General features: G+C 69.8%; 13 protein-coding genes. 6 read left to right on the forward strand and 7 right to left on the reverse strand.

Going from position 1 to position 19,911, the window contains the following annotated elements:
• Positions 1–10: 10 nt before the first annotated feature.
• Positions 11–1,807 (reverse strand): Ig-like domain-containing protein, encoded by a 1,797-nt coding sequence (locus tag FHR97_RS15060; RefSeq protein ID WP_183384621.1) that lies wholly within the window; start codon positions 1,805–1,807, stop codon positions 11–13.
• A gap of 340 nt (positions 1,808–2,147) precedes the next feature.
• On the opposite strand from FHR97_RS15060, the gene FHR97_RS15065 reads away from it, so the two are divergent.
• Complete coding sequence (locus FHR97_RS15065; RefSeq protein WP_183384622.1) at positions 2,148–3,260, forward strand: helix-turn-helix transcriptional regulator; 1,113 nt, start codon at positions 2,148–2,150, stop codon at positions 3,258–3,260.
• Between the two features lie 129 nt (positions 3,261–3,389).
• Here the strand turns inward: FHR97_RS15065 and hrpB are convergent, their stop codons facing one another.
• A complete protein-coding gene (gene hrpB, locus FHR97_RS15070) occupies positions 3,390–5,831 on the reverse strand; it encodes an ATP-dependent helicase HrpB (RefSeq protein WP_183384623.1) in 2,442 nt (813 codons plus the stop codon).
• A gap of 176 nt (positions 5,832–6,007) precedes the next feature.
• Between hrpB and FHR97_RS15075 the strand changes: the two genes are divergently transcribed.
• Positions 6,008–7,384, forward strand: a complete 1,377-nt coding sequence (locus FHR97_RS15075; RefSeq protein WP_246404062.1) for an NCS2 family permease — start codon at positions 6,008–6,010, stop codon at positions 7,382–7,384.
• On the opposite strand, the gene FHR97_RS15080 is transcribed toward FHR97_RS15075, so the two are convergent.
• Positions 7,371–8,054 (reverse strand): TetR/AcrR family transcriptional regulator, encoded by a 684-nt coding sequence (locus FHR97_RS15080; RefSeq protein WP_183384624.1) that lies wholly within the window; start codon positions 8,052–8,054, stop codon positions 7,371–7,373. The genes FHR97_RS15075 and FHR97_RS15080 overlap by 14 nt on opposite strands.
• Before the next feature lie 178 nt (positions 8,055–8,232).
• Between FHR97_RS15080 and xdhA the strand changes: the two genes are divergently transcribed.
• From xdhA to guaD, 4 genes are read left to right on the forward strand one after another with little or no spacing between them, the layout of a single operon-like run.
• Positions 8,233–9,705, forward strand: coding sequence for a xanthine dehydrogenase small subunit (gene xdhA, locus FHR97_RS15085; RefSeq protein WP_183384625.1), 1,473 nt, complete (start codon positions 8,233–8,235; stop codon positions 9,703–9,705).
• A complete protein-coding gene (xdhB, locus tag FHR97_RS15090) occupies positions 9,689–12,133 on the forward strand; it encodes a xanthine dehydrogenase molybdopterin binding subunit (protein ID WP_183384626.1) in 2,445 nt (814 codons plus the stop codon). The genes xdhA and xdhB overlap by 17 nt, the downstream gene beginning before the upstream one ends.
• Positions 12,120–12,986, forward strand: coding sequence for a xanthine dehydrogenase accessory protein XdhC (gene xdhC / locus FHR97_RS15095; RefSeq protein WP_183384627.1), 867 nt, complete (start codon positions 12,120–12,122; stop codon positions 12,984–12,986). Before xdhB ends, xdhC begins: the two co-directional genes overlap by 14 nt.
• Positions 12,987–13,020: 34 nt before the next feature.
• Positions 13,021–14,379: a guanine deaminase gene (gene guaD, locus FHR97_RS15100; RefSeq protein ID WP_183384628.1), complete on the forward strand. Its 1,359-nt coding sequence runs from the start codon at positions 13,021–13,023 to the stop codon at positions 14,377–14,379.
• 98 nt (positions 14,380–14,477) lie between these two features.
• Here guaD and FHR97_RS15105 read toward each other — a convergent pair whose 3' ends face one another.
• From FHR97_RS15105 to cydB, 4 genes are read right to left on the reverse strand one after another with little or no spacing between them, the layout of a single operon-like run.
• Complete coding sequence (locus tag FHR97_RS15105; protein ID WP_183384629.1) at positions 14,478–15,473, reverse strand: adenosine deaminase; 996 nt, start codon at positions 15,471–15,473, stop codon at positions 14,478–14,480.
• Between the two features lie 26 nt (positions 15,474–15,499).
• Complete coding sequence (gene cydC / locus FHR97_RS15110) at positions 15,500–17,245, reverse strand: thiol reductant ABC exporter subunit CydC (RefSeq protein WP_183384630.1); 1,746 nt, start codon at positions 17,243–17,245, stop codon at positions 15,500–15,502.
• Complete coding sequence (gene cydD / locus FHR97_RS15115; protein ID WP_183384719.1) at positions 17,238–18,914, reverse strand: thiol reductant ABC exporter subunit CydD; 1,677 nt, start codon at positions 18,912–18,914, stop codon at positions 17,238–17,240. Before cydD ends, cydC begins: the two co-directional genes overlap by 8 nt.
• The gene (gene cydB, locus FHR97_RS15120) at positions 18,907–19,908 is read right to left on the reverse strand and encodes a cytochrome d ubiquinol oxidase subunit II (RefSeq protein ID WP_183384631.1); all 1,002 of its coding nucleotides are present in this window, start codon (positions 19,906–19,908) and stop codon (positions 18,907–18,909) included. The genes cydD and cydB overlap by 8 nt, the downstream gene beginning before the upstream one ends.
• Between the last annotated feature and the right edge of the window lie 3 nt (positions 19,909–19,911).

Consider the following 19,911-nt stretch of genomic DNA (forward strand, 5'->3'; position numbering starts at 1 on the left):
GTCAGCAACGTCAAGTTCCAGGACGGGGAGCAGGTAGCCGATCAATCAGACAGGAATGCGGCCTGACCGCCATCCACCAGATTTGACGATAACTCATCACCACGAAGCCACCATCGCTCAGGGAAGCCACAGAGGGATATACTTGAGAGCTCTGGGTGTATGTACTGATCTGGAACTCCCCTGCCACGGCCGTGCCGTCGGCGGCATAGCGCTGCCCGTAGATACCATAGCTGGAGCCATCCTGATTATAGGACTCCCAAGCAGCCACGAAGCCGCCATCGGCTAGTGAGGCAATGGATGGATAAAGTTGGTTGCTGGTGGTGGTTGTATTGATCTGGAACTCATTTCCTACAGCCGTGGCGTCGGCGGCATAGCGCTGGCCGTAGATGCCCCAACCGGAGCCGTCCTGATCATCTGAGGACCAAGTCACCACGAAGCCGCCATCGACAAGCGAAGTCACGGCGACATCCCTCTGATCATTAGAGGTATGAGTATTTATCAGGAACTCCGATCCTACTGCCGTGCCATCTTCCGCATAGCGCTGACCATAGACGCCCCAACCGGAGCCGTCTTGGGAACTCCAGACCTGCACATAGCCTCCATCCGGTAACGCGGCAATATCATGAGACCGAAAGCCGGAGAAAAGATCGTCAATTGACACATTGGCCACATGGATCGGATCGCTGCCTAGTTGCGTATAGCCGTCGGGAACGCCAGACATACTGGACGCGATATCGACCGTGACGGTGGCAATCGAGGCTTCTCCGCTCTCGTCCACCACCATAAACTGAAAGTCGTCCGCGCCGCTTTCACCAACCTCCGGGGTATAGGTGAAGCTTCCATCGGCCTCGATGGCCACCGCGCCCTTCGCCGGCCCGGTCTCCAGCGTGAAGGTCAGTGGGTCGCCGTTATCCGGGTCAAAGGCCGTGAGCGACCCCGACGCCTCCCGGTCCTGGTTGGTGGCCACCAGGCTATCGATGGCGACCGGCGCGTCGTTCTTCCCGGTCACCGTGACGGTGACGTCGTTGGTGGCAGTGGCGCCGTGGGCGTCGGTGGCGGTTACGCCGATCACCACCTCGCGGGTCTCGCCCTCGGCCAGGTCCTGGAAATCGCTGCCCGGATCGAAGGTCAGCGTCGATCCGCTGATCGAGGCGCTGCCCTCGCCAGGGGCCGTGCTGATGGCATAGCCGAGGCTGGTGCCGTCGTCGTCGCTGTCGACGTCATCGCCCAGGGTGGCCAGGTCGACCGTGATGACCGCGCCGTCCTCAGCGGCGGCGCCGACCCCGGCGGCCAGCGTCGGCGCATCATTGCTGCCGGTGACGGTGACGGTGACCCTGGCCCAGCTCAGCGGACGGTTCCCATCCTGAATGGCGTAGATGAAGGAATCCGTCCATGTCTCGCCCTCGGCCAGGGCATGCAACTCATCCGCGATCGGCCGGATGTCATAGGCCACCACCTCGTTGCCTGTCGCGTCCTCGGTGATCCAGATCCGTGCCCCTTGTTCACTGCGATCGGGATCGTACCCTTCGGGACTCTCGATCTGCTCCAGGGTGTACTTGACGTCGGCGTCCTCGAGATCGACGACGCTATCCTCCCCTTCTTCCCCAGTATCCAGGGAGTACAGAACGCCGGCCCCGTCATCCAGGTCGTTACCCATGACATCGAAGAAGGTCACACCACTGATGAGGCCGCCGAACAAGGCATCCTCCGAGACGGCGTACTCGTCATCCACAGTGAGCGATTGATTGATAGTGGAGTTCCCTCCCCCCTGACCGCCATTGCCGTTATTGCCATTTTTCTTTGCCATGATGACCTCCCAGCACTGCCAACGTGATGAATAAGTGGCATACTCTCCTGGCCTTAAGACTGATGCCATCTCAGTGAATAAAGTTAAGAGACCACATCACCTACCGTCACCTTCGGGAGAGCCATATCTCCACGAGACTGGTAATGGATCGCTCGACAATCCATCCAGTCTCCATGGGTATGTAAACCATAGATAACCGAAAACAAACCACCCCTATCCAGATGGATAGTTCTAACCTAAACTAAGATAAAAAAGGATCACCCTCTCGCGAACAATACTTAATCAAGAACAATGATGACGACCAACTCATTGAAATATGGTTGATTTTTGAGGGTTAACGATGAACGCGGCGGTGCTTACCCTTATCGATGACATCTATTCCGCTGCGGCGGATGCAACTCGGTGGCCAGAAGTGGCACAGCACATCAAGCGCACGATCGGTGGGCACAGTGTCAACCTGGCGCTCGAGGACAGGCACGACCACCGCTTTAGTTTCTTTTTTACCGATGGAGCGAATGCTTCATCGATTGCGCATTACGAAAGCAACATCATTGAGCATGATGAGTTTGGGGCTGTCTTGGAAAGGCAAGAGGCTGGGACTTCTCTTCTGTCCCAAGACTTATGGGGAGAACGCGAGCTTTCCGAGATCTACCCCTACGAGGATTTCTATAAACCCCTGGGATACACCTACTTCAATTCTGGACTCTTCTACAGGGATGCGGCCTATCGCGGCTGGGTGTCGGTGGTGAGAAGCCTGCAAGACACGCCGTTTAGCCGGGATGAGCATTTGCTGATGAAAGCCCTGATGCCGCACCTCAACCGGGCCTTCTTGCTGAACCTGCAGCTGGTAGAGGCAACTCGTGTATCGCGGTTGGCTCTCGACGCCTTGGAGCGGGTATCGGCCGCTGTCCTCCTGCTGTCGGCAAGGGGACGCGTCCTGCAACACAATGCGTTGGCCGAGAGATATCTTTGCGCAACCCGCAAACTTACCGACTACCAGGACCTGAGGTTGCCCGATGCTGCGGCCAATCGGATGTTATACGACGCCATCACTCGGCAATTCGCGACATGCCTCCCCGATGCTCAGGCCTTCATCCCCTTCACCGATGAGACCATCAAGAAGGTTGCGTTGTGCTTTCCCTGGCGTTCGAGTCCGGCGCAAGTCGACTGGTTAGGGAGAGCCACTGGCAGCATCATATTCATCCTCACGCCGGGGGCTTCACAGCCGTCCACCATTCACCTGGAACAAGCCTATCAGCTGAGCAAGGCAGAGAACCGGGTGCTCATGGGGCTGCTGGAAGGAAATACCGCCGCTGAGTTAGCCGACCGACTCTTCGTGTCCCAACCTACCATTCGCTTTCATATCCGCAGTCTGTTGCGCAAGTTCGATAGCCGGAATCAGGCGGACATGATCATCAAGGCCTTAGGCTGTGGTGCCGTCCACCTGGGCTAAACGGTGTCATCCCACCCAGTTCGTCATGGAGTATTCTACTCGGCTGACGGGAAGTGGACTTGGGCATGGTGGACTCCTCCTTCTCAAAGGGTCAGATGTCCACCAAACCGGGTCAACTTCAGATCACGCCTAGAAACGCGGCTTAGTGCGCGCGGTGGCCTCGGCCGACCAGGGGTCCTCCGGCCAGGGGTGCTTGGGATAGCGCCCCCGCATGTCCTTGCGCACCTCCGGATAGCCGTTCGCCCAGAAGCTCGCCAGGTCCGCGGTCACCTGCAGCGGCCGGCGCGCCGGCGACAGCAGGTGCAGCAGCGGCGCGACCCGCCCGCCGACCAGCCGCGGCGCCTCGCGCCAGCCGAACACCTCCTGGAGCTTGACCGCCAGCACCGGCAACTCGCCGCGGTAGTCCAGCCGGACCCGCGAGCCGCTGGGCACCGCCAGATGGGTCGGCGCCAGCTCGTCGAGCCGCGAGCGCAGCGGCCAGTCGAGATGATCGAGCAGGATTCGGGCGAACGGCAATCGCTCCACCGCCTCGAGGCGCGTCAGCCCGTCGAGGTAGGGCCCGAGCCAGGCCTCGAGGTCGTCGAGCAGGGCGGCATCGGACCAGTCGGGCCAGGGCTCGCCCAGCTCGCGGCGCAGCAGCGCCACCCGGCCGCGGAGCTGCTCGGCGGCCTCGTCGAGGGGCAGGCCGCGGCGGCGCAGCGCCGCGAGCAGGGCCCGGCGCACCGCCTCCGGTGGCAGGTCGTGCAGGGGCCGTCGCTCGAGCACCACCGCCCCGAGACCGCGCCGTCGCTCGCCGACCAGCCGGCCCGCCTCATCGGACCATTCGAGGTGCTCGCGCCATTCGCCGGCCTCGGGGTGCAGGGCCGGCAGGCGCTCCGTGTCAAGGGCCGCGGCCCGGAAGATCCGCCCGCCGCCTGCCTCGCCGTCGAGGGCCACCGCCACCAGCAGCCCGGCGTGGGCCAGGGGGTGGTCGTCGGGCAGGGTCGCCTGGCCGCCGCCGGCCAGCCGGAAGCGACCGGGGGCGAGCCGCTGGGCGATGCGCTCGGGCCAGGCCAGGGCCAGCAATTCGCCCAGCGGGGCCAGGCTCGGCGCCTCGAGCCGGCAGCCCATGCGGCTCGCCAGCCGCCTGGCGTCGCGCTGCCAGGCGCGGTCCTCGCGGGGAGCCGCGAAGCGGCGCTCGAGTGCGGCGGCCAGGTCGCGCTCGTCATCGGCGTCGCGGCCCTCGAGCAGCGCGGCGAGGCCGCAGGCCAGGCCCTGCGCCTCGAGCTCGCCGGCCCGCTCCAGCATCACCGCCAGGCGCGGATGGGTGGGCCAGCGCGCACAGGCCCGGCCCAGCGCGGTCAGGCGATAGCCGTCGTCCAGGAGCCCGAGCCGGATCAGCAGCTCGCGCCCGGCGGACAGCGCCCCCGCCGGCGGCGGCGTGATCCAGGTCAGGGCCGCGGGGTCGGCGATCCCCCAGCGCGCCAGCTCGAAGGCCAGCGGCGCCAGGTCGGCCTGGCGGATCTCCGGCTCACGGTCCGGGGCCAACGGCTGCTCCTCCGCCCACAGCCGATAGCAGACGCCGGGGCCCTGGCGACCGGCACGCCCGCGGCGCTGGTCGGCGCTGGCCCGATTGACGCGCCGGGTCTCCAGGCGGGTCAGGCCGGTACGCGGCCGGAACACCGGCAGGCGCTCGCGGCCGGCATCGATGACCAGCCGTACCCCGTCCACGGTCACGCTGGACTCGGCGATGGCGGTGGCCAGCACCACCCGGCGGCGCCCCTGCGGGTCCGGCCGCAGCGCCCGGCGCTGGGTCGCCAGGGGCAAGCGGCCATGCAGCTCCATCACCGTCAGGTGCGGGGCCCGTGTCGACAGCTCCCGGGCCAGCCGGCGGATCTCGCCGACGCCGGGCAGGATCACCAGGGCGTCGCCGTCATCCGCTGCCAGGGCCTCGGCCACCACCGCCGCCTGGTGGCGGGCCGCGTCGTCCCGGGCCCGGGGCGGGCGGTAACGGGTCTCGACCGGGAACTGGCGTCCCGGGCAGTCGATCACCGGCGTGGCCTCGCCGAGCACGGCGGTGAGCGAGGCGACATCGAGGGTCGCCGACATCACCAGCAAGCGCAGGTCGTCGCGCACCGACTGGGTGTCCAGGGCCAGCGCCAGTCCCAGGTCGGCCTCGAGGCTGCGCTCGTGGAACTCGTCGAAGATCACGCCCGCCACGCCCTCGAGCAGGGGGTCGTCCTGAAACATGCGCGTCAATACCCCCTGGGTCACCACCTCGAGCCGGGTGGCCGGCCCCACCCGGGACTCGCCGCGCATGCGATAGCCCACGGTCTCGCCGACCGTCTCTCCCAACAGGTCGGCCATATGCCCCGCGGCCAGCCGGGCCGCCACCCGACGCGGCTCCAGCAGCAACAGCCGTCGGCCCCGACACCACTCGGCCTCGAGCAGGGCCAGCGGGACCCGGGTGGTCTTGCCGGCCCCGGGCTCGGCCACCAGCAGGGCCCGGGCATGGCTGGCCAGCGCCTGGCGGATCTCGGCCAGGCGGGCCTCGATGGGCAAGGCCGTCGGCGAGGCTCCCTCATCGTTCATGGTGGCATCGGTCTCCCATGGTGGCGCATCGGCACCTGCTTAATCGTATACAAAAATCACCCTGACTGTTGCCTAGTCGCCGACTTGTTGACTAGTCTTGAACACCGACAACCTGACCAAAAGGTCAAGTTGTCGGGATTCCGTCTCCATGCCGACCAACAACAAAGGTAAGACGCATGCAACATTCCTCCTCTGCCCGCCCCACGGACGTCACGGCGGGCGATGTCCCGCAGGCCGCTCCGGCTCCGTGGCTGGACACCTATTTCGGCGTCAGCCGCCGTGGCTCCACCCTCAAGACCGAGATACTCGCCGGCATCGCCACCTTCCTGGCCGGCATGTACATCATCGTGGTCAACCCCGCCGTGCTCAGCGACGCCGGCATCCCCTTCTCCGCCGCCCTCTCGGCCACGGTGCTGATCAGCTTCATGAGCAGCCTGGCCATGGGCCTCTATGCCCGCAATCCCATCCTGGTGGCGCCGGGCATGGGCATGAACGCCCTGTTTACCTATACCCTGGTGCTGGGCGCCGGCCTGACCTGGCAGGTGGCCCTGGGCTGCGTCTTCTGGTCCGGGGTGATGTTCGCCGTGCTGGCCATGTTCAACGTGCGCAAGGCGATCATCGAGGCCATCCCGCTATCGCTGCGCTACGCCATCACCTGCGGCATCGGGCTGTTCATCACCTTCATCGGGCTGCAGAACGCCGGCTTCATCATCGGCAGCGACGCCACCCTGGTCACCCTGGGCAACATGGATGCGAGCCTCGCGACCTTCTTCCTCGGCCTGGTGGCCACCGGCGTGTTCGTCATCCTGCGCTTCAACGGCGCCCTGATCATGGGCATCGCCCTGACCACCCTGCTGGCCGCGCCCATGGGCCGGCTGTGGGGCGACGAGGTCATGGTGGCCTGGAACGGCCTGGCCGCCTGGCCGGACTTCGGCGCGGTGATGCAGGTCGATATCGTCGGCGCCCTCAAGGTGGCCTACCTGCCGTTCATCTTCGTGATGCTGTTCACCAACTTCTTCGATGCCCTGTCCTGTTTCATGGCCCTGTCCGAGTCCGCCAACCTCAAGGACAAGGACGGCAACCCGCGCAACCTGAAGCGCTCCATGACGGTGGATGCCTTCGCCTCGATGATCGCCGCGCCGCTCGGCACCAGCGCCGCCCAGACCTTCATCGAGTCCGGCGCCGGGGTGGCCCAGGGCGGGCGCACCGGCCTGGTGGCGGTGGTCATCGCCCTGCTCTTCCTGCCCTTCCTGTTCCTGTCGCCGCTGCTGTCGCTGGTACCGGGCATCGCCACCGCGCCGGCGCTGGTGCTGGTCGGCCTGTTCATGATGGCGCCCATCGGCAAGATCGACTGGCAGCACTTCGATCAGGCCCTGCCGGCCTTCCTGGCGATCATCCTGATGCCGCTGACCTACTCCATCACCCTGGGCATCGCCTTCGGCTTCATGAGCTTCGTGCTGATCAAGGCGCTGACCGGTCGTCTGGGCGAGATCAAGCCGGCCATGTGGGTGAGTGCGGCGCTGTCGGTGCTGATGCTGCTCACCGCTCAGTGAGGGTCGCCGGATCCTCGGCCCGGGGCGCGGGGTGCCTCACCCCGCAGCCCTTGATGACCACCCGGGTCAGGAACTCGGTGATCTTCTCCAGGTCCTCGTCGCTGAGCGCGTCGCGACCGGTGATGCCCAACACCTGGGCCTCGAAGTCGGCGTAGTGCTGGGTCGAGGACCAGATCAGGAAGATCAGCCAGATCGGGTCGACCGGGTCCATCAGGCCCCGATCGGCCCACTCCCGGAACACCGCGGCCCGGCTCTGCACCCAGTCGCGCAGCTCGCCGCTGAGGTACTCCTGGAGGAAGGGCGCCCCGCCGAGGATCTCGCTGGCGAACAGCCGCGAGCCCTCCGGGTGACGACGCGAGATCTGCATCTTGGAACGGATGAAGGCCGAGAGCACCTCGGCCGGGTCATCCTCCGGCGAGATGTCGTCGAGCATGGCGTTCCAGCGTTCCATCATCCTCTCGAGCAGCCGGACGTAGAGCTTGCGCTTGCTGCCCATGTAGTAGAGGACGTTGGACTTGGGCAGCCCCGCCTGCTCGGCGATCTCCTGCAGGCTGGCCCCGCGGTAGCCATGGCGGGCGAAGACTCGCTCCGCCGCCGCCAGGATCGCTCGCTCGTTGCGCCGCCGGATGGCGCCCCCTTCCTGTTCGCTGATGTTGTCTACCTTGGCCATGGGCCCTCGCTGTTCGAACCGGTCATGGGGCGAAAGCTTGCCTGAGAGGCCGGGACCAAGGCAATTCGGCGGCCCGGAGAAAAAAATCGCTCCCGGCGCTTGCGAAAGCTGACCACATGGTCAAGAATCAATTCATCCCCTTGTCCTTCGGCCAACACAACCACAAACGGAGCCGGCCATGATCGACTTCTACCTCAACGGCAAGCGGCAGCACTGCACTGACGTGACCGCCGACACCAGCCTCCTCGAGCTGCTGCGCACACGACTCGGCCAGACCGGAACCAAGGAGGGCTGTGCCTCCGGGGATTGCGGTGCCTGCACCGTGGCCATCGGCGAGCCCGACACCAGCGGCGAGCTCGTCTACCACAACGCCAACGCCTGCATCACGCCGGCCCATCAGCTCGACGGCTGCCATCTGGTCACCGTGGAAGGGCTGGCGCGGGGTGACACCCTGCATCCCGCCCAGGCGGCCATGGTCGATTGCCACGGCAGCCAGTGCGGCTTCTGCACGCCGGGCATCGTGATGTCGCTGTTCACCCTCTACGAGAACCAGCGCCGCCAGCCGGCCCCGCTGACCCAGGCGCGCCTGGAGGAGGCCCTGGGCGGCAACCTCTGCCGCTGCACCGGTTACCGACCGATCCGTGACGCCGCCCTGACCATGGGCGACTACCCGGCGGCCGATCCCGAGTGGGCCGAGGATCCCCAACTGGGCGGCAACGTCGCCTGGCTGCGCCGCCCGCGCAACGGGGAGCCGGCCGCCGGGGGCCACTACGTGGCCCCCCAGGACCTCGCCGCCCTGCGCGCGCTCAAGGCCAAGCGTCCCGGCGCCCGGCTGGTCGCCGGCGGCACCGACCTGTGGCTCGAGACCACCCAGCAGCTCAAGGCGCTGGACGACATCATCGACGTGCGCCAGGTCGCCGAGCTGAACGCCATCGAGGAAACCGCCGACGGCTGGTGGATCGGTGCCACCGTGACCCTGGCGCGACTGACGCCGCTGCTCGCCGAGCCCTACCCGGCCTTCGAGCACCTGATGCACCGCTTCGCCTCCTCGCAGATCCGCAACCGCGCCACCCTGGGCGGCAACATCGCCAACGCCTCGCCGATCGGCGACACCCCGCCGGTGCTGCTGGCTCTCGATGCCCGGCTGCGTCTCGACGGCCCGCGGGGCAGCCGGGAGCTGCCCCTGGCGGACTTCTTCCTCGACTACAAGCGCACGGCGCTGGCCGAGGACGAATTCATCGCCAGCGTCTTCCTGCCGCGGCCGAGTGCCGAGCAGAATCTCAAGGTCTGGAAACTGTCCAAGCGTCGGGAGGACGACATCTCGGCGGTGCTCGCCGCCTTCGCCTGGCGACTCGAGGAGGGCGTGATGCGCGACGTCCATCTGGCCTTCGGCGGCATGGCGGCGATCCCGCGTCGGGCCCCCGCTGCCGAGGCGGCCCTGGAGGGCCGGGCCCCGGACGCCACCGCCTTCGCCGAGGCCCGCGCCGCGCTCGCCGAGGAACTGACGCCCATGTCGGATGTGCGCGGCAGCGCCGACTACCGCCGCCTCGCCGCCGGCAACCTGCTCGAGCGGCTGCGCCTGATGATCGCGGCCGATGCCGACAACAACAACCCTGCGACCAAGGTGACCCTCGATGCGTACGCTCACTGAACTCGACCTGCCCCGCGACAAGACCCGGCGCAACCAGGGGGACGCGCCCCTGGCCCGCGAGACCGTCGATCCTCAGGGTGGCGCGGGCACTTCCCGGGCCCACGAGAGCGCCATCAAGCACGTGACCGGTCGCGCCGCCTACATCGACGACATCCCGAGCCCCGCCGGCACCCTGCACGTGGCCCTGGGCCTGTCGCCGGTGGCCCACGGCCGGCTGACCCGCCTCGACCTCGAGAAGGTCAGGACCGCCCCCGGCGTGGTGGACGTCATCACCCTGGCCGACGTCCCGGGCCATACCGACATCGGCCCGGTCTTTCCCGGCGATCCCCTGTTCGCCGATGACGAGATCAGCTACGTCGGCCAGTGCCTGTTCGCCGTGGCCGCCGAGAGCCACAAGGCCGCCCGCCTGGCGGTCCAGGCGGCGGTGGTCGAGATCGACGAGCAGCCGGCCTCCCTGGACCCGGTCGCCGCCGCCGAGCGCGAGGACTTCGTGCGCCCCACCCATACCCACGAGCGCGGCGACTGGCGCCGGGCGCTGACCGATGCCCCCCACGTGCTGGAGGGCGAGCAGTTCGTCGGCGGCCAGGAGCACTTCTACCTCGAGGGCCAGGCCTGCCTGGTCCAGCCCAGCGAGGACGAGGGGGTGATGGTCTACACCTCCAACCAGCACCCCAGCGAGACCCAGAAGCTGGTCGCCGAGGTGCTGGGCATCCCCTTCCATGCGGTGACCATGGAGATGCGCCGCATGGGCGGCGGCTTCGGCGGCAAGGAGACCCAGGCCTCACCCTGGGCCTGCATCGCCGCCCTGGTCGCCCGGCGCACCGGGCGCGCCACCAGGATCCGCCTGCCCCGGGCCGAGGACAGCCGCGCTACCGGCAAGCGTCACCCCTTCCACAACCGCTATCGCCTGGGCTTCGACGACCAGGGGGTGCTGGCCGGCGGCGAGATCACGGTGATCGGCGACTGCGGCTATTCGCCGGATTTGTCCGACGCCATCGTCGACCGCGCCATGTTCCACTCCGACAACGCCTACTCGCTGGGCGACGCCCGGGTCACCGGCCAGCGGGCCAAGACCCACAAGGCCTCCAACACCGCCTTCCGCGGCTTCGGCGGCCCCCAGGGGATGATGATCATCGAGCGCGCCATGGACGACATCGCCCGTCACCTGGGCGAGGACCCGCTGACCATCCGCCAGCGCAACCTCTATCGCCAGGGCCGGGACGTCACCCACTACGGCCAGCGGGTCGAGCAGCTCGGCCTGCTGCATGACATCGTCGCCCAGCTCGAGACCAGCAGCGACTACTGGAACCGCCGCCGCGAGATCGCCGCCTTCAACGCGCGAAGCCCGATCGTCAAGAAGGGCCTGGCGCTGACCCCGGTGAAGTTCGGCATCTCCTTCACCGTCCAGCACCTCAACCAGGCCGGCGCCCTGCTGCTCGTCTACACCGATGGCAGCGTGATGATCAACCACGGCGGCACCGAGATGGGCCAGGGCCTGCACACCAAGGTCTGCCAGGTGGTGGCCCGGGAGCTGGGCCTGGACCTGGAGCGGGTGCGCATCAGCGCCACCCGCACCGACAAGGTGCCCAACACCTCGCCCACCGCCGCCTCCAGCGGCGCCGACCTCAACGGCCAGGCGGCCCGGGACGCGGCCTGCAGGCTGCGCGAGCGGCTGTTCGACTTCGCCAGCGCCCACTTCGACCGCGAGGCCGGTGGGCTCGACCGCGAGAGCATGCGCCTGGAGGACGGCCAGCTGGTGGCCGGCATTGGCGAGGCCGAGCGTCGCATCCCCTGGGGCGAGCTGGTCCAGGCGGCCTACCTGGGTCGAGTGTCGCTGTCCGAGAAGGGCTTCTACGCCACCCCGCTGATCCACTACGACCGCGCCACCGGCCGCGGCCGGCCCTTCTACTATTACGCCCACGGCGCCGCCGTGGCCGAGGTGGAAGTCGACACCCTGTCCGGCGAATACCGCCTGGCCCGGGCCGACATCCTCCACGACGTGGGCGATTCCCTGAACCCGGCCATCGACATCGGCCAGATCGAGGGCGGCTTCATCCAGGGCATGGGCTGGCTGACCAGCGAGGAGCTGATCTGGAACGACGCCGGGCGCCTGGTCTCGGACGGTCCGGCCACCTACAAGATCCCGGCCTTCGGCGACCTGCCCGAGACCTTCAACGTCGAGCTGCTCCAGGGCCACCCCAACTCCCAGGCCAGCATCTATCGCTCCAAGGCGGTGGGCGAGCCCCCCTTCATGCTGGCGATCTCGGTGTGGTCGGCGCTGCGCGATGCCCTGGCGAGCCTCGCCGACTACCGGGTGAGCCCGGCGCTGGACACCCCGGCGACGCCCGAGCGGGTGCTGATGGCCGCCGAGGCCCTGCGCCAGGCCCAGCAAGCGCCCGCCGCGAGGCCCGACCATGCACCGGCCTGAAGCCTGGCACGCGGCGCTGGACCGCCTGCAGCGCGAGGCCCGGCCCCACGCGCTGGCCAGCGTGGTGGGGGTGGCCGGCTCCACGCCCCGGGAGCCCGGCGCCAAGATGGTGATCACCGAGGATGGCGTCCACGACACCCTGGGCGGCGGCACCTTCGAGTGGCAGGTCATCGAGGCGGCCCGGGAGGCGCTGGCCGCGGGCCAGGCCGGCACGCGGCTGGAGGCCTTCCCGCTCGGCGGGCGTTCCGGGCAGTGCTGCGGCGGCTACGTGCACGTGCTGATCGAGCTGTTCGCCGGCGCCGAGATGTGCGTGGCGCTGTTCGGCGCCGGCCATGTGGGCCAGGCCCTGGTGGAGGTGCTCGCCCCCCTGCCCTGGCGGGTGCTGTGGTTCGACAGCCGCGAGGACGCCTTCCCGGCCACGGCAGTCGAGGGGGAGCGCGTGCGCCGGCAGCGCATCGCCCCGGGCGCCGAGGGTCCGGACGTGGCCGCCGCCGTGGACACCCTGCCCGCCGGCTGCCATGCCCTGGTGATGACCCATGATCACGCCGAGGATCGCGCCCTGGTCGACACCCTGCTCCGGCGCGGCGACTGCGCCTCCCTCGGCCTGATCGGCTCGCAGAGCAAGTGGGCGAGCTTCCGCCGCCGGCTGGCGGACGCGGGTCACGGCGAGGCGGCGCTGGCGACGGTGCGCTGCCCCATCGGCGTGCCCGGCGCCCATGGCAAGCGCCCCTACGAGATCGCCCTGGCCGTGGCCGCGGAGCTGCTGACCCTCAAGCCCGAGAGCGAGCGCCAGGACCGCCGCGGCGTGTCCCCCGAGACCCTGCGCGAGACCTTTTCCCCGTCACGTGACTGAGCGCCGGCCTGCCCGGCGCCCACCGGAGAGATTCATGACCGACCCACGTTCCCATATGCGCGTCCTGCGCGGTCCCCTGCTGAGCTTCGACGCCGACCCCGGCGATGGCGACACCCCGACGCCGGACAGCGTACGCTACCTGGAGGACGGCGCCCTCTGGCTGGTCGACGGCCATATCCGCGCCGTCTCCGACTACGCCACCCTGGCACCCCACCTGCCGGCGGGCCTCGAGGTGGTGGACTATTCGGGCAAGCTGATGCTGCCGGGCTTCATCGACAGCCATGTGCACTATGCGCAGCTCGACATCATGGCCTCCTACGGCCGCCAGCTGCTCGACTGGCTGAACGACTACACCTTCCCCGAGGAGTGCCGCTTCGCCGAGCGCGCCCATGCCGAGGCCGTGGCCGAGGCCTTCCTCGACGAGTCGCTGCGGGTCGGCACCACCACCGCCCAGGTGTTCTGCACCTCCCACCCGGGGTCGGTGGACGCCTTCTTCGCCGCCGCCAGGCGTCGCGGCCTGCGCATGCTGGCCGGCAAGGTGCTGATGGACCGCCATGCCCCGGAGGGCCTGGTGGACGACACCCTGGGCGGGCTCGCCGACAGCGAACGGCTGATCGGTGACTGGCACGGCAAGGGGCGCCTGGGCTACAGCCTGACGCCGCGCTTCGCCCCCACCTCGAGCCGTGAGCAGCTCGAGGCCACCGGCGCCGTGCTGCGCAATGCCCCCGACCTGCACCTGCAGACGCACCTGTCCGAGAACCAGGGCGAGATCGCCTGGGTCGCCGAGCTGTTCCCGGAATGCGAGGACTACCTGGCCGTCTACGAGCGCTTTGGGCTGGTGGGCCCGCGCAGCACCTTCGCCCATGGCATCCACCTGGACCAGGGGATGCGCCGGCGGCTGGCCGGTGCCGGGGCCAGCATCGCCTTCTGCCCCACCTCCAACCTCTTCCTCGGCAGCGGCCTGTTCGACCGCCAGGCCTGCCGGGAGGCGGGACTCGCCACCAGCCTGGCCAGCGACGTGGGCGGCGGCACCGATCTCTCGGGCCTGGCTACCCTCAAGGCCGCCTACCAGGTCGGCCAGCTGCTCGGCCAGCCGCTGACCGCCTGGCAGGGCTTCTACCGCCTGACCCTCGGCAATGCCCGGGCGCTGCACCTGGACGGCCAGGTCGGTCGGCTGCGCGAGGGGGGCGAGGCCGACATCGTGGTCCTCGATCCCGAGGCCACCCCGCTGCTGGCCCGGCGCACCGCCCATTGCCGGACCCTGGCCGAGCGCCTGTTCGCGCTGATGATGCTCGGCGACGACCGGGCCGTGCTGGCCACCTGGGCGGACGGCCGCTGCGTGCATCGTCGTGACGCCCACGCAGCGGAGGCGACGGCGCCCGTCGGCGCCTGATCACCGAGCAAGATGGGGTGTAGACCTTGGGCGACCCGGCAGCGGGTCGCCCCTTTTTTTGGCGGATTGTGGCCGACGGCGGGCCTGGGGGACGGGGCTTAGCGGCAGGCCGCGAGGCGGCGACGCAGCTCGGTGCGGCGCGCCTCGGGCATGAAGGCCGCCTCGATGGCGTTGCCGGCCAGGTCGAGGAAGACCTCCCGGGACCAGCCGAAGGCCCGGCGGCAGGCCAGGAAGTTGTCCAGCACGCCGCCGCCGAAGTAGGCGGGATCGTCGGAGTTCAGGGTCAGGGTCAGCCCGGCCTCCAGCAGCCGCGGCAGGGGGTGGTCCTCCATGCGCTCGACCACCTGGAGGCGCAGGTTGGAGAGCGGGCAGACGGTCAACACCATGGCCTCCTCGCGCAACCGCTCGACCAGGGTCGGATCCTCGAGGCAACGCACGCCGTGATCGATGCGGCAGACGTCCAGGGTGTCCAGGGCCTCGAGGATGTAGTCGGGCGGCCCCTCCTCGCCGGCATGGGCGACCCGGGCCAGGCCCAGGGCCCTGGCCCGCTGGAACGCCTCGGCGAACTTCGCCGGAGGATTGCCGAGCTCGGCGCTGTCCAGGCCCACCGCGTCCAGGGTCTCCCAGTAGGGGGCGGCCTCTTCCAGCAGCCTCAGGGCCTCGTCGGCGGGCCGGTCGCGCAGGAAGGCCAGGATCATCGCCGTCGACAGGTCGAGCTCACGCTCGGCCCGGCGCCTGGCCCGGCCCAGCCCCTCCATCACCGTGGCCAGCGCCACGCCCCGGGCCAGGTGGGCCTGGGGGTCGACGTGCATCTCCACGTGCACCACCCCCTCGTCGTGGGCCCGCCGGAAGTAGGCCATCGCCAGGTCCTCGAAGTCCTGGGCGGTGCGCAGCACGCTCATGCCCTGGAAGTAGAGGTCGAGGAAGGACTGCAGGTCGGTGAAGTCGTAGGCGGCGCGTATCGCCTCCACCGAGGCGTAGGGCAGCGACACGCCGTTGCGCTCGGCCAGCGCCATCATCAGTTCCGGCTCGAGGGTCCCCTCGATATGCAGGTGCAGTTCGGCCTTGGGCAGGCGCTTGAGGAAATCCCGCATGGCTCACCTCGCTAGGGTCCTTTGCCCTATCCTCCAAGATTCCGCGTCCGGGCGCAAAGGGCGTGTTGCGCTGCCGTGTCCAGCGCCAGGCGGCGCGTCACCCCCGGCAGCAGCCCATCGGCGGTGCCCGGGGCATGCACCAGGTAGAGCACGCTGCGTCCCCGGAGCCAGGCGTCCAGGCGCCCGGCCAGTCGCTCGGCCAGGGCCCGGTCCAGGCCCGCGAAGGGCTCGTCGAGGATCACCAGGCCCGGGTCGCGCAGCAGCAGGCGAGCCAGCGACAGGCGCCGGGCCTGGCCGCCGGACAGCCGCCGGCCGCCCTCGCCCACCCGGGTGGCGAGCCCCCGTGGCAGGCGATCGGCCCACTCGGCCAGTTCCACCACCGCCAGCACCTCCCAGAGCCGCGCCTCCTCGGCCGAGGGGTCGGCCAGGCGCAGGTTGGCCGCCAGGCTGTCGTCGAACAGCTCGGTGAGCTGGGTCAGGCAGGCCGTGCGCCGCCGCAGGTCGGCCTCGGCGATGGCGGCGAGCGGCCGGCCGGCGAGCCGCATGCGGCCCGCGCTCGGCACGAGCTGGCGCGTCAGCAATGCCGCCACGCTCGACTTGCCGGCCCCGGAGGCGCCATACAGGGCCAGGCGCTCCCCCGGCGCGAGGGCCAGGTCGAACCCGTCGAGGGCCGGGGTCAGGGCGCCGGGATAGCGCAGGCCGACCCGCTCCAGGGAGACCGCCAGCGGCCCCTCGGGCAGCGACGCCGTGACCGGGGAGGACGGTGGACGGCGGGCGGCCCTCAGGGCATTCAGCCGCTCGGCGGCGGCCTGGGTGGCGCCGGCCTGGGTGAAGGCCGAGGGCAGGGCCGTCAAGGCCTCGTTCAGCGCCAGCACGGCCAGGGGCATCATCACCATCACCGGCCCGGCCAGCTCGCCGCCCTGCCAGGCCCGGGCGGCCAGCCACAGCGCGGCGAGCCAGGTCGCCCCCGTGGCCAGTCCGGCCAGGGCGTTGCCCAGCGCCGCGGCGAGCCCCAGCCGCCGGTGGTCGGCGGCGAGCCGTGCCTCGACGGCCTCGAGCCGCTGGCGATGGGCCGCCAGGCTGCCATAGGCCTCGAGCTCGGCGAGGCCCTGGAGCTGCTCGATCACCCGCCCGCGCAGGCGCTCCAGCGCATCCACGCGACGCCGGCTGGCGGCCAGGCCCAGCCGCGCCTGGCCCAGGGTCAGCCACAGCCAGGCCAGGCCCAGCACCGCGGCCACCGTGCCCCCCACCGCCGGCGACCAGAGCGCCAGGAAGCCGGCCAGGGCGAGGATCGCCGCCAGGGCCACCGCCGCCGGCGCCAACAGGCGCAGGAAGAGGCTGTCCAGGGTATCGATGTCGGCGGTCAGGCGATTCAGCCAGTCACTGGCCCGCCGTCGGGCCAGGCGGGCGGCATCGAGGTCGGCGAGGACCGCGAACATCCCGGCACGCAGGTCGGCCAGCAGGCGCAGCACGGTGTCGTGGTTGTACAGGCGTTCCAGGTAACGGGCCACGGTGCGGGTCAGGGCGAAGGCGCGGATCCCCCCGCCGGGCACATAGACATCGAGCGTCAGCGCGGCACCGGCGGCCAGGGCGATGCCGGCCAGGCCCGTGGCGGTGATAAACCAGCCGGAAAGGGCCAATAACCCCAATGCCGAGGCCAGCGCCAGGGCCATCAGGCCGGCACCGGCCAGCAGGCGACGTCGTCGCCGTCCCAGCAGGCGCAGCCAGGGCCCCAGGGTGGCCCGCCACCCGGGCCGCGAGGGCTCAGCCATGAACCGTTCCCGCCTCACGGCCCTCGTGCAGATGCAGGACGCGCCGGGCCAGCGCCAGGGGGGCCGCCTGGTGACTGGCGATGACCAGGGTGCGCCCCTCCGCGGCCAGGGCGGCCAACCCCTCCAGCACCCGGGCCTCGCTGGCCGCATCCAGGCTGGCGGTGGGCTCGTCGAGGAGCACCAGGGGCGCCGGCGAGAGGAAGACCCGAGCCAGGGCCAGGCGCTGGGCCTGGCCCCCGGAGAGTCCCACGCCGCGCTCGCCGAGCCGCGTCTCGAGCCCGGCGGGCAAGGCGGCCAGCAGCTCGCCGAGCCCGGCCCGCTCGAGGGCGTGACGCAGGGCGTCCTCGTCGGCCTCGGGCGCGGCCAGGCGCAGGTTGTCGGCGAGGCTGCCGTGGATCAGCACCGGGCGCTGGTCCATCCACGCGAAGGCATGGTCCGCCGCCACCCGCCGCGCGCCCTCGGAGGGCCCGACGAAGCCCGCCAGCAGTTGCAGCAGCGTCGACTTGCCGGCCCCCGAGGGCCCGCTCACCCCGACGATCTCGCCCCGGGCGAGCGTCAGGTCCAGGGGGCCCAGCACCCGCCCCCGCTCGGGGTGCGAGACGCCGGCGCCGACGAGCTCGACGAGGCCCCCGGGGGCCTGGGGCATCGCCTCCCTGGCATCCGGGGGCCGGCGTGGCCGCTCCGCCAGCAGGGCCACCAGGCCCTCGGCGGCGCCCAGGGCCGCGGCCCGGTCGTGGTAGTGCTGGGCGAGGCTGCGCAGCGGCTGGAAGAATTCCGGGGCCAGCAGCAGCACGAGGAGCCCGCTGAACAGGGTCAGCGCGTCCGCCGGGCCATAGCCGATATAGCCCAGCAGGCCGAAGCCCACGTAGATGGCCACCATGGCGATGGCCACGGCTGCGAAGAACTCGAGGACCGCCGAGGACAGGAAGGCCAGGCGCAGGGTGCGCATGCTGCGACGCCGATAGTCGTCGGCGGCGGCATGCACCTCGCGGGTGGCCGCCCGGGTGTGGCCGAACAGCTGCAGGGTGGTGAGGCCCCGCACCCGATCGATGAAATGCCGCGACAGCCGCGAGACGGCGTCGAACTGCTCGCGGTTGAGCCGCTCGGCCCCCATGCCGACCAGGGCCATGAACAGCGGGATCAGCGGTGCGGCGAGCAGCAGGAACAGCGCCGCCAGCCAGTCCAGCCAGGCCACCACGGCGAGGATCAGCAGCGGCATGGCCACGGCCAGCTGACGCTGGGGCAGGAAACGGGCCACATAGCCGTCCAGGGCCTCGACCTGGTCCACGACCCGGTTGGCGAGACTGGCCGTGTGGTGGCCGGCGACGCCCACGGGCCCCAGCTCCGCCAGGTGGTCGAGCAGCTGCGCCCTGGCCCGGGTCCGCAGGCGCAGGCTGGCGGCGAGCCCGGCGGCGTCCTGGCCCCACTGGGCCAGGGCCCGCAACACGAGCAGCGCCGCCAGCGCCAGAAAGCCCGGCACCAGGGCCGAAAGCGGCGTGCCGTCCACCAGCAGGGCCGCCACCAGCCAGGCCAGCAGGGTCAGCTGGGCGACGGTCAGGCCGCCGGCGACGAGCCCGGCGGCCACCGCCAGGGCCAGCCACCGGCGCTCGGCGTGCGCCAGGCGCGCCAGCCAGCGGCGGGCGGTGAGCGTCTCGGTGGCCTCAGTGATACCCCTCGCCCTCCCGGACCTTGCCGCGGAAGATCCAGTAGGTCCAGGCGGTATAGGCCAGCACGATGGGAATCACGAAGAGCATCCCGAGCAGCAGGAAGAGCTGGGATTCCGGCGCCGAGGCGGCCTCCCAGAGGGTGTAGTCCGGCGGCACGATCACCGGCCACTTGCTCACCACCAGTCCCAGGTAGGTGAAGACGAACAGCCCCAGGGTGGCGATGAACGGCTGGCCCTCGCGGCGCTCCTGCACCGAGCGCCACAGCCAGGCCGCACTGGCCAGCGCCAACGCCGGGAAGATCCAGATCAGGTGCAGCTGGCCGAACCAGCGGTCACGCACGTAATCGTCGACGAAGGGCGTCCACAGGCTGATGACGGCGAACACCGCCAGCACCGCCAGCAGCAGCCGCGGGGCCAGCCGGTAGGCCCAGTCCTGGGTATGGCCCTCGCTCTTCATGATCAGCCAGGTGGCGCCGAGCAGGGCATAGCCCGCCATCAGGCCGACCCCGGTGAGGATGGTAAAGGGCGTGAGCCAGTCCAGGGGCCCGCCGACATAGACGAAGTCCTCCACGGCGAAGCCCTGGATATAGGTGCCCACGACCGCGCCCTGGGCGAAGGCGGCCACCGCCGAGCCCCAGCAGAAGGCGCGGTTCCACCAGCGGCGGTTGCGGTGGGACTTGAAGCGGAACTCGAAGGCGATGCCGCGGAAGATCAGCCCGGCCAGCATCAGGAAGACGCCGATATAGAGCGCCGGCAGGAAGACCGCATAGACCAGCGGGAAGGCCGCCAGCAGGCCGGCCCCACCCAGCACCAGCCAGGTCTCGTTGCCGTCCCACACCGGCGCCACCGAGTTCATCATCACGTCCCGGCTGCCCTCGTCCGGGGCGAAGGGGAAGAGGATCCCCACGCCCAGGTCGAAGCCGTCCATCAGCACGTACATGATCACGCCAAAGCCGATGATGGCGGCCCAGATCAGCGACAGATCGAACATTTCCATGGC

Source organism: Halomonas stenophila (assembly GCF_014192275.1).
GTDB classification, from domain to species: Bacteria; Pseudomonadota; Gammaproteobacteria; order Pseudomonadales; family Halomonadaceae; genus Halomonas; species Halomonas stenophila.

Coding starts and splice junctions, on each gene's coding strand:
- FHR97_RS15080 (WP_183384624.1), bottom strand. CDS start 8,054: ATGGCCAAGGTAGACAACATCAGCGAACAGGAAGGGGGCGCCATCCGG.
- xdhC (WP_183384627.1), top strand. CDS start 12,120: ATGCACCGGCCTGAAGCCTGGCACGCGGCGCTGGACCGCCTGCAGCGC.
- FHR97_RS15065 (WP_183384622.1), top strand. CDS start 2,148: ATGAACGCGGCGGTGCTTACCCTTATCGATGACATCTATTCCGCTGCG.
- xdhA (WP_183384625.1), top strand. CDS start 8,233: ATGATCGACTTCTACCTCAACGGCAAGCGGCAGCACTGCACTGACGTG.
- FHR97_RS15075 (WP_246404062.1), top strand. CDS start 6,008: ATGCAACATTCCTCCTCTGCCCGCCCCACGGACGTCACGGCGGGCGAT.
- xdhB (WP_183384626.1), top strand. CDS start 9,689: ATGCGTACGCTCACTGAACTCGACCTGCCCCGCGACAAGACCCGGCGC.
- cydB (WP_183384631.1), bottom strand. CDS start 19,908: ATGGAAATGTTCGATCTGTCGCTGATCTGGGCCGCCATCATCGGCTTT.
- hrpB (WP_183384623.1), bottom strand. CDS start 5,831: ATGAACGATGAGGGAGCCTCGCCGACGGCCTTGCCCATCGAGGCCCGC.
- FHR97_RS15060 (WP_183384621.1), bottom strand. CDS start 1,807: ATGGCAAAGAAAAATGGCAATAACGGCAATGGCGGTCAGGGGGGAGGG.
- guaD (WP_183384628.1), top strand. CDS start 13,021: ATGACCGACCCACGTTCCCATATGCGCGTCCTGCGCGGTCCCCTGCTG.
- cydC (WP_183384630.1), bottom strand. CDS start 17,245: ATGGCTGAGCCCTCGCGGCCCGGGTGGCGGGCCACCCTGGGGCCCTGG.
- FHR97_RS15105 (WP_183384629.1), bottom strand. CDS start 15,473: ATGCGGGATTTCCTCAAGCGCCTGCCCAAGGCCGAACTGCACCTGCAT.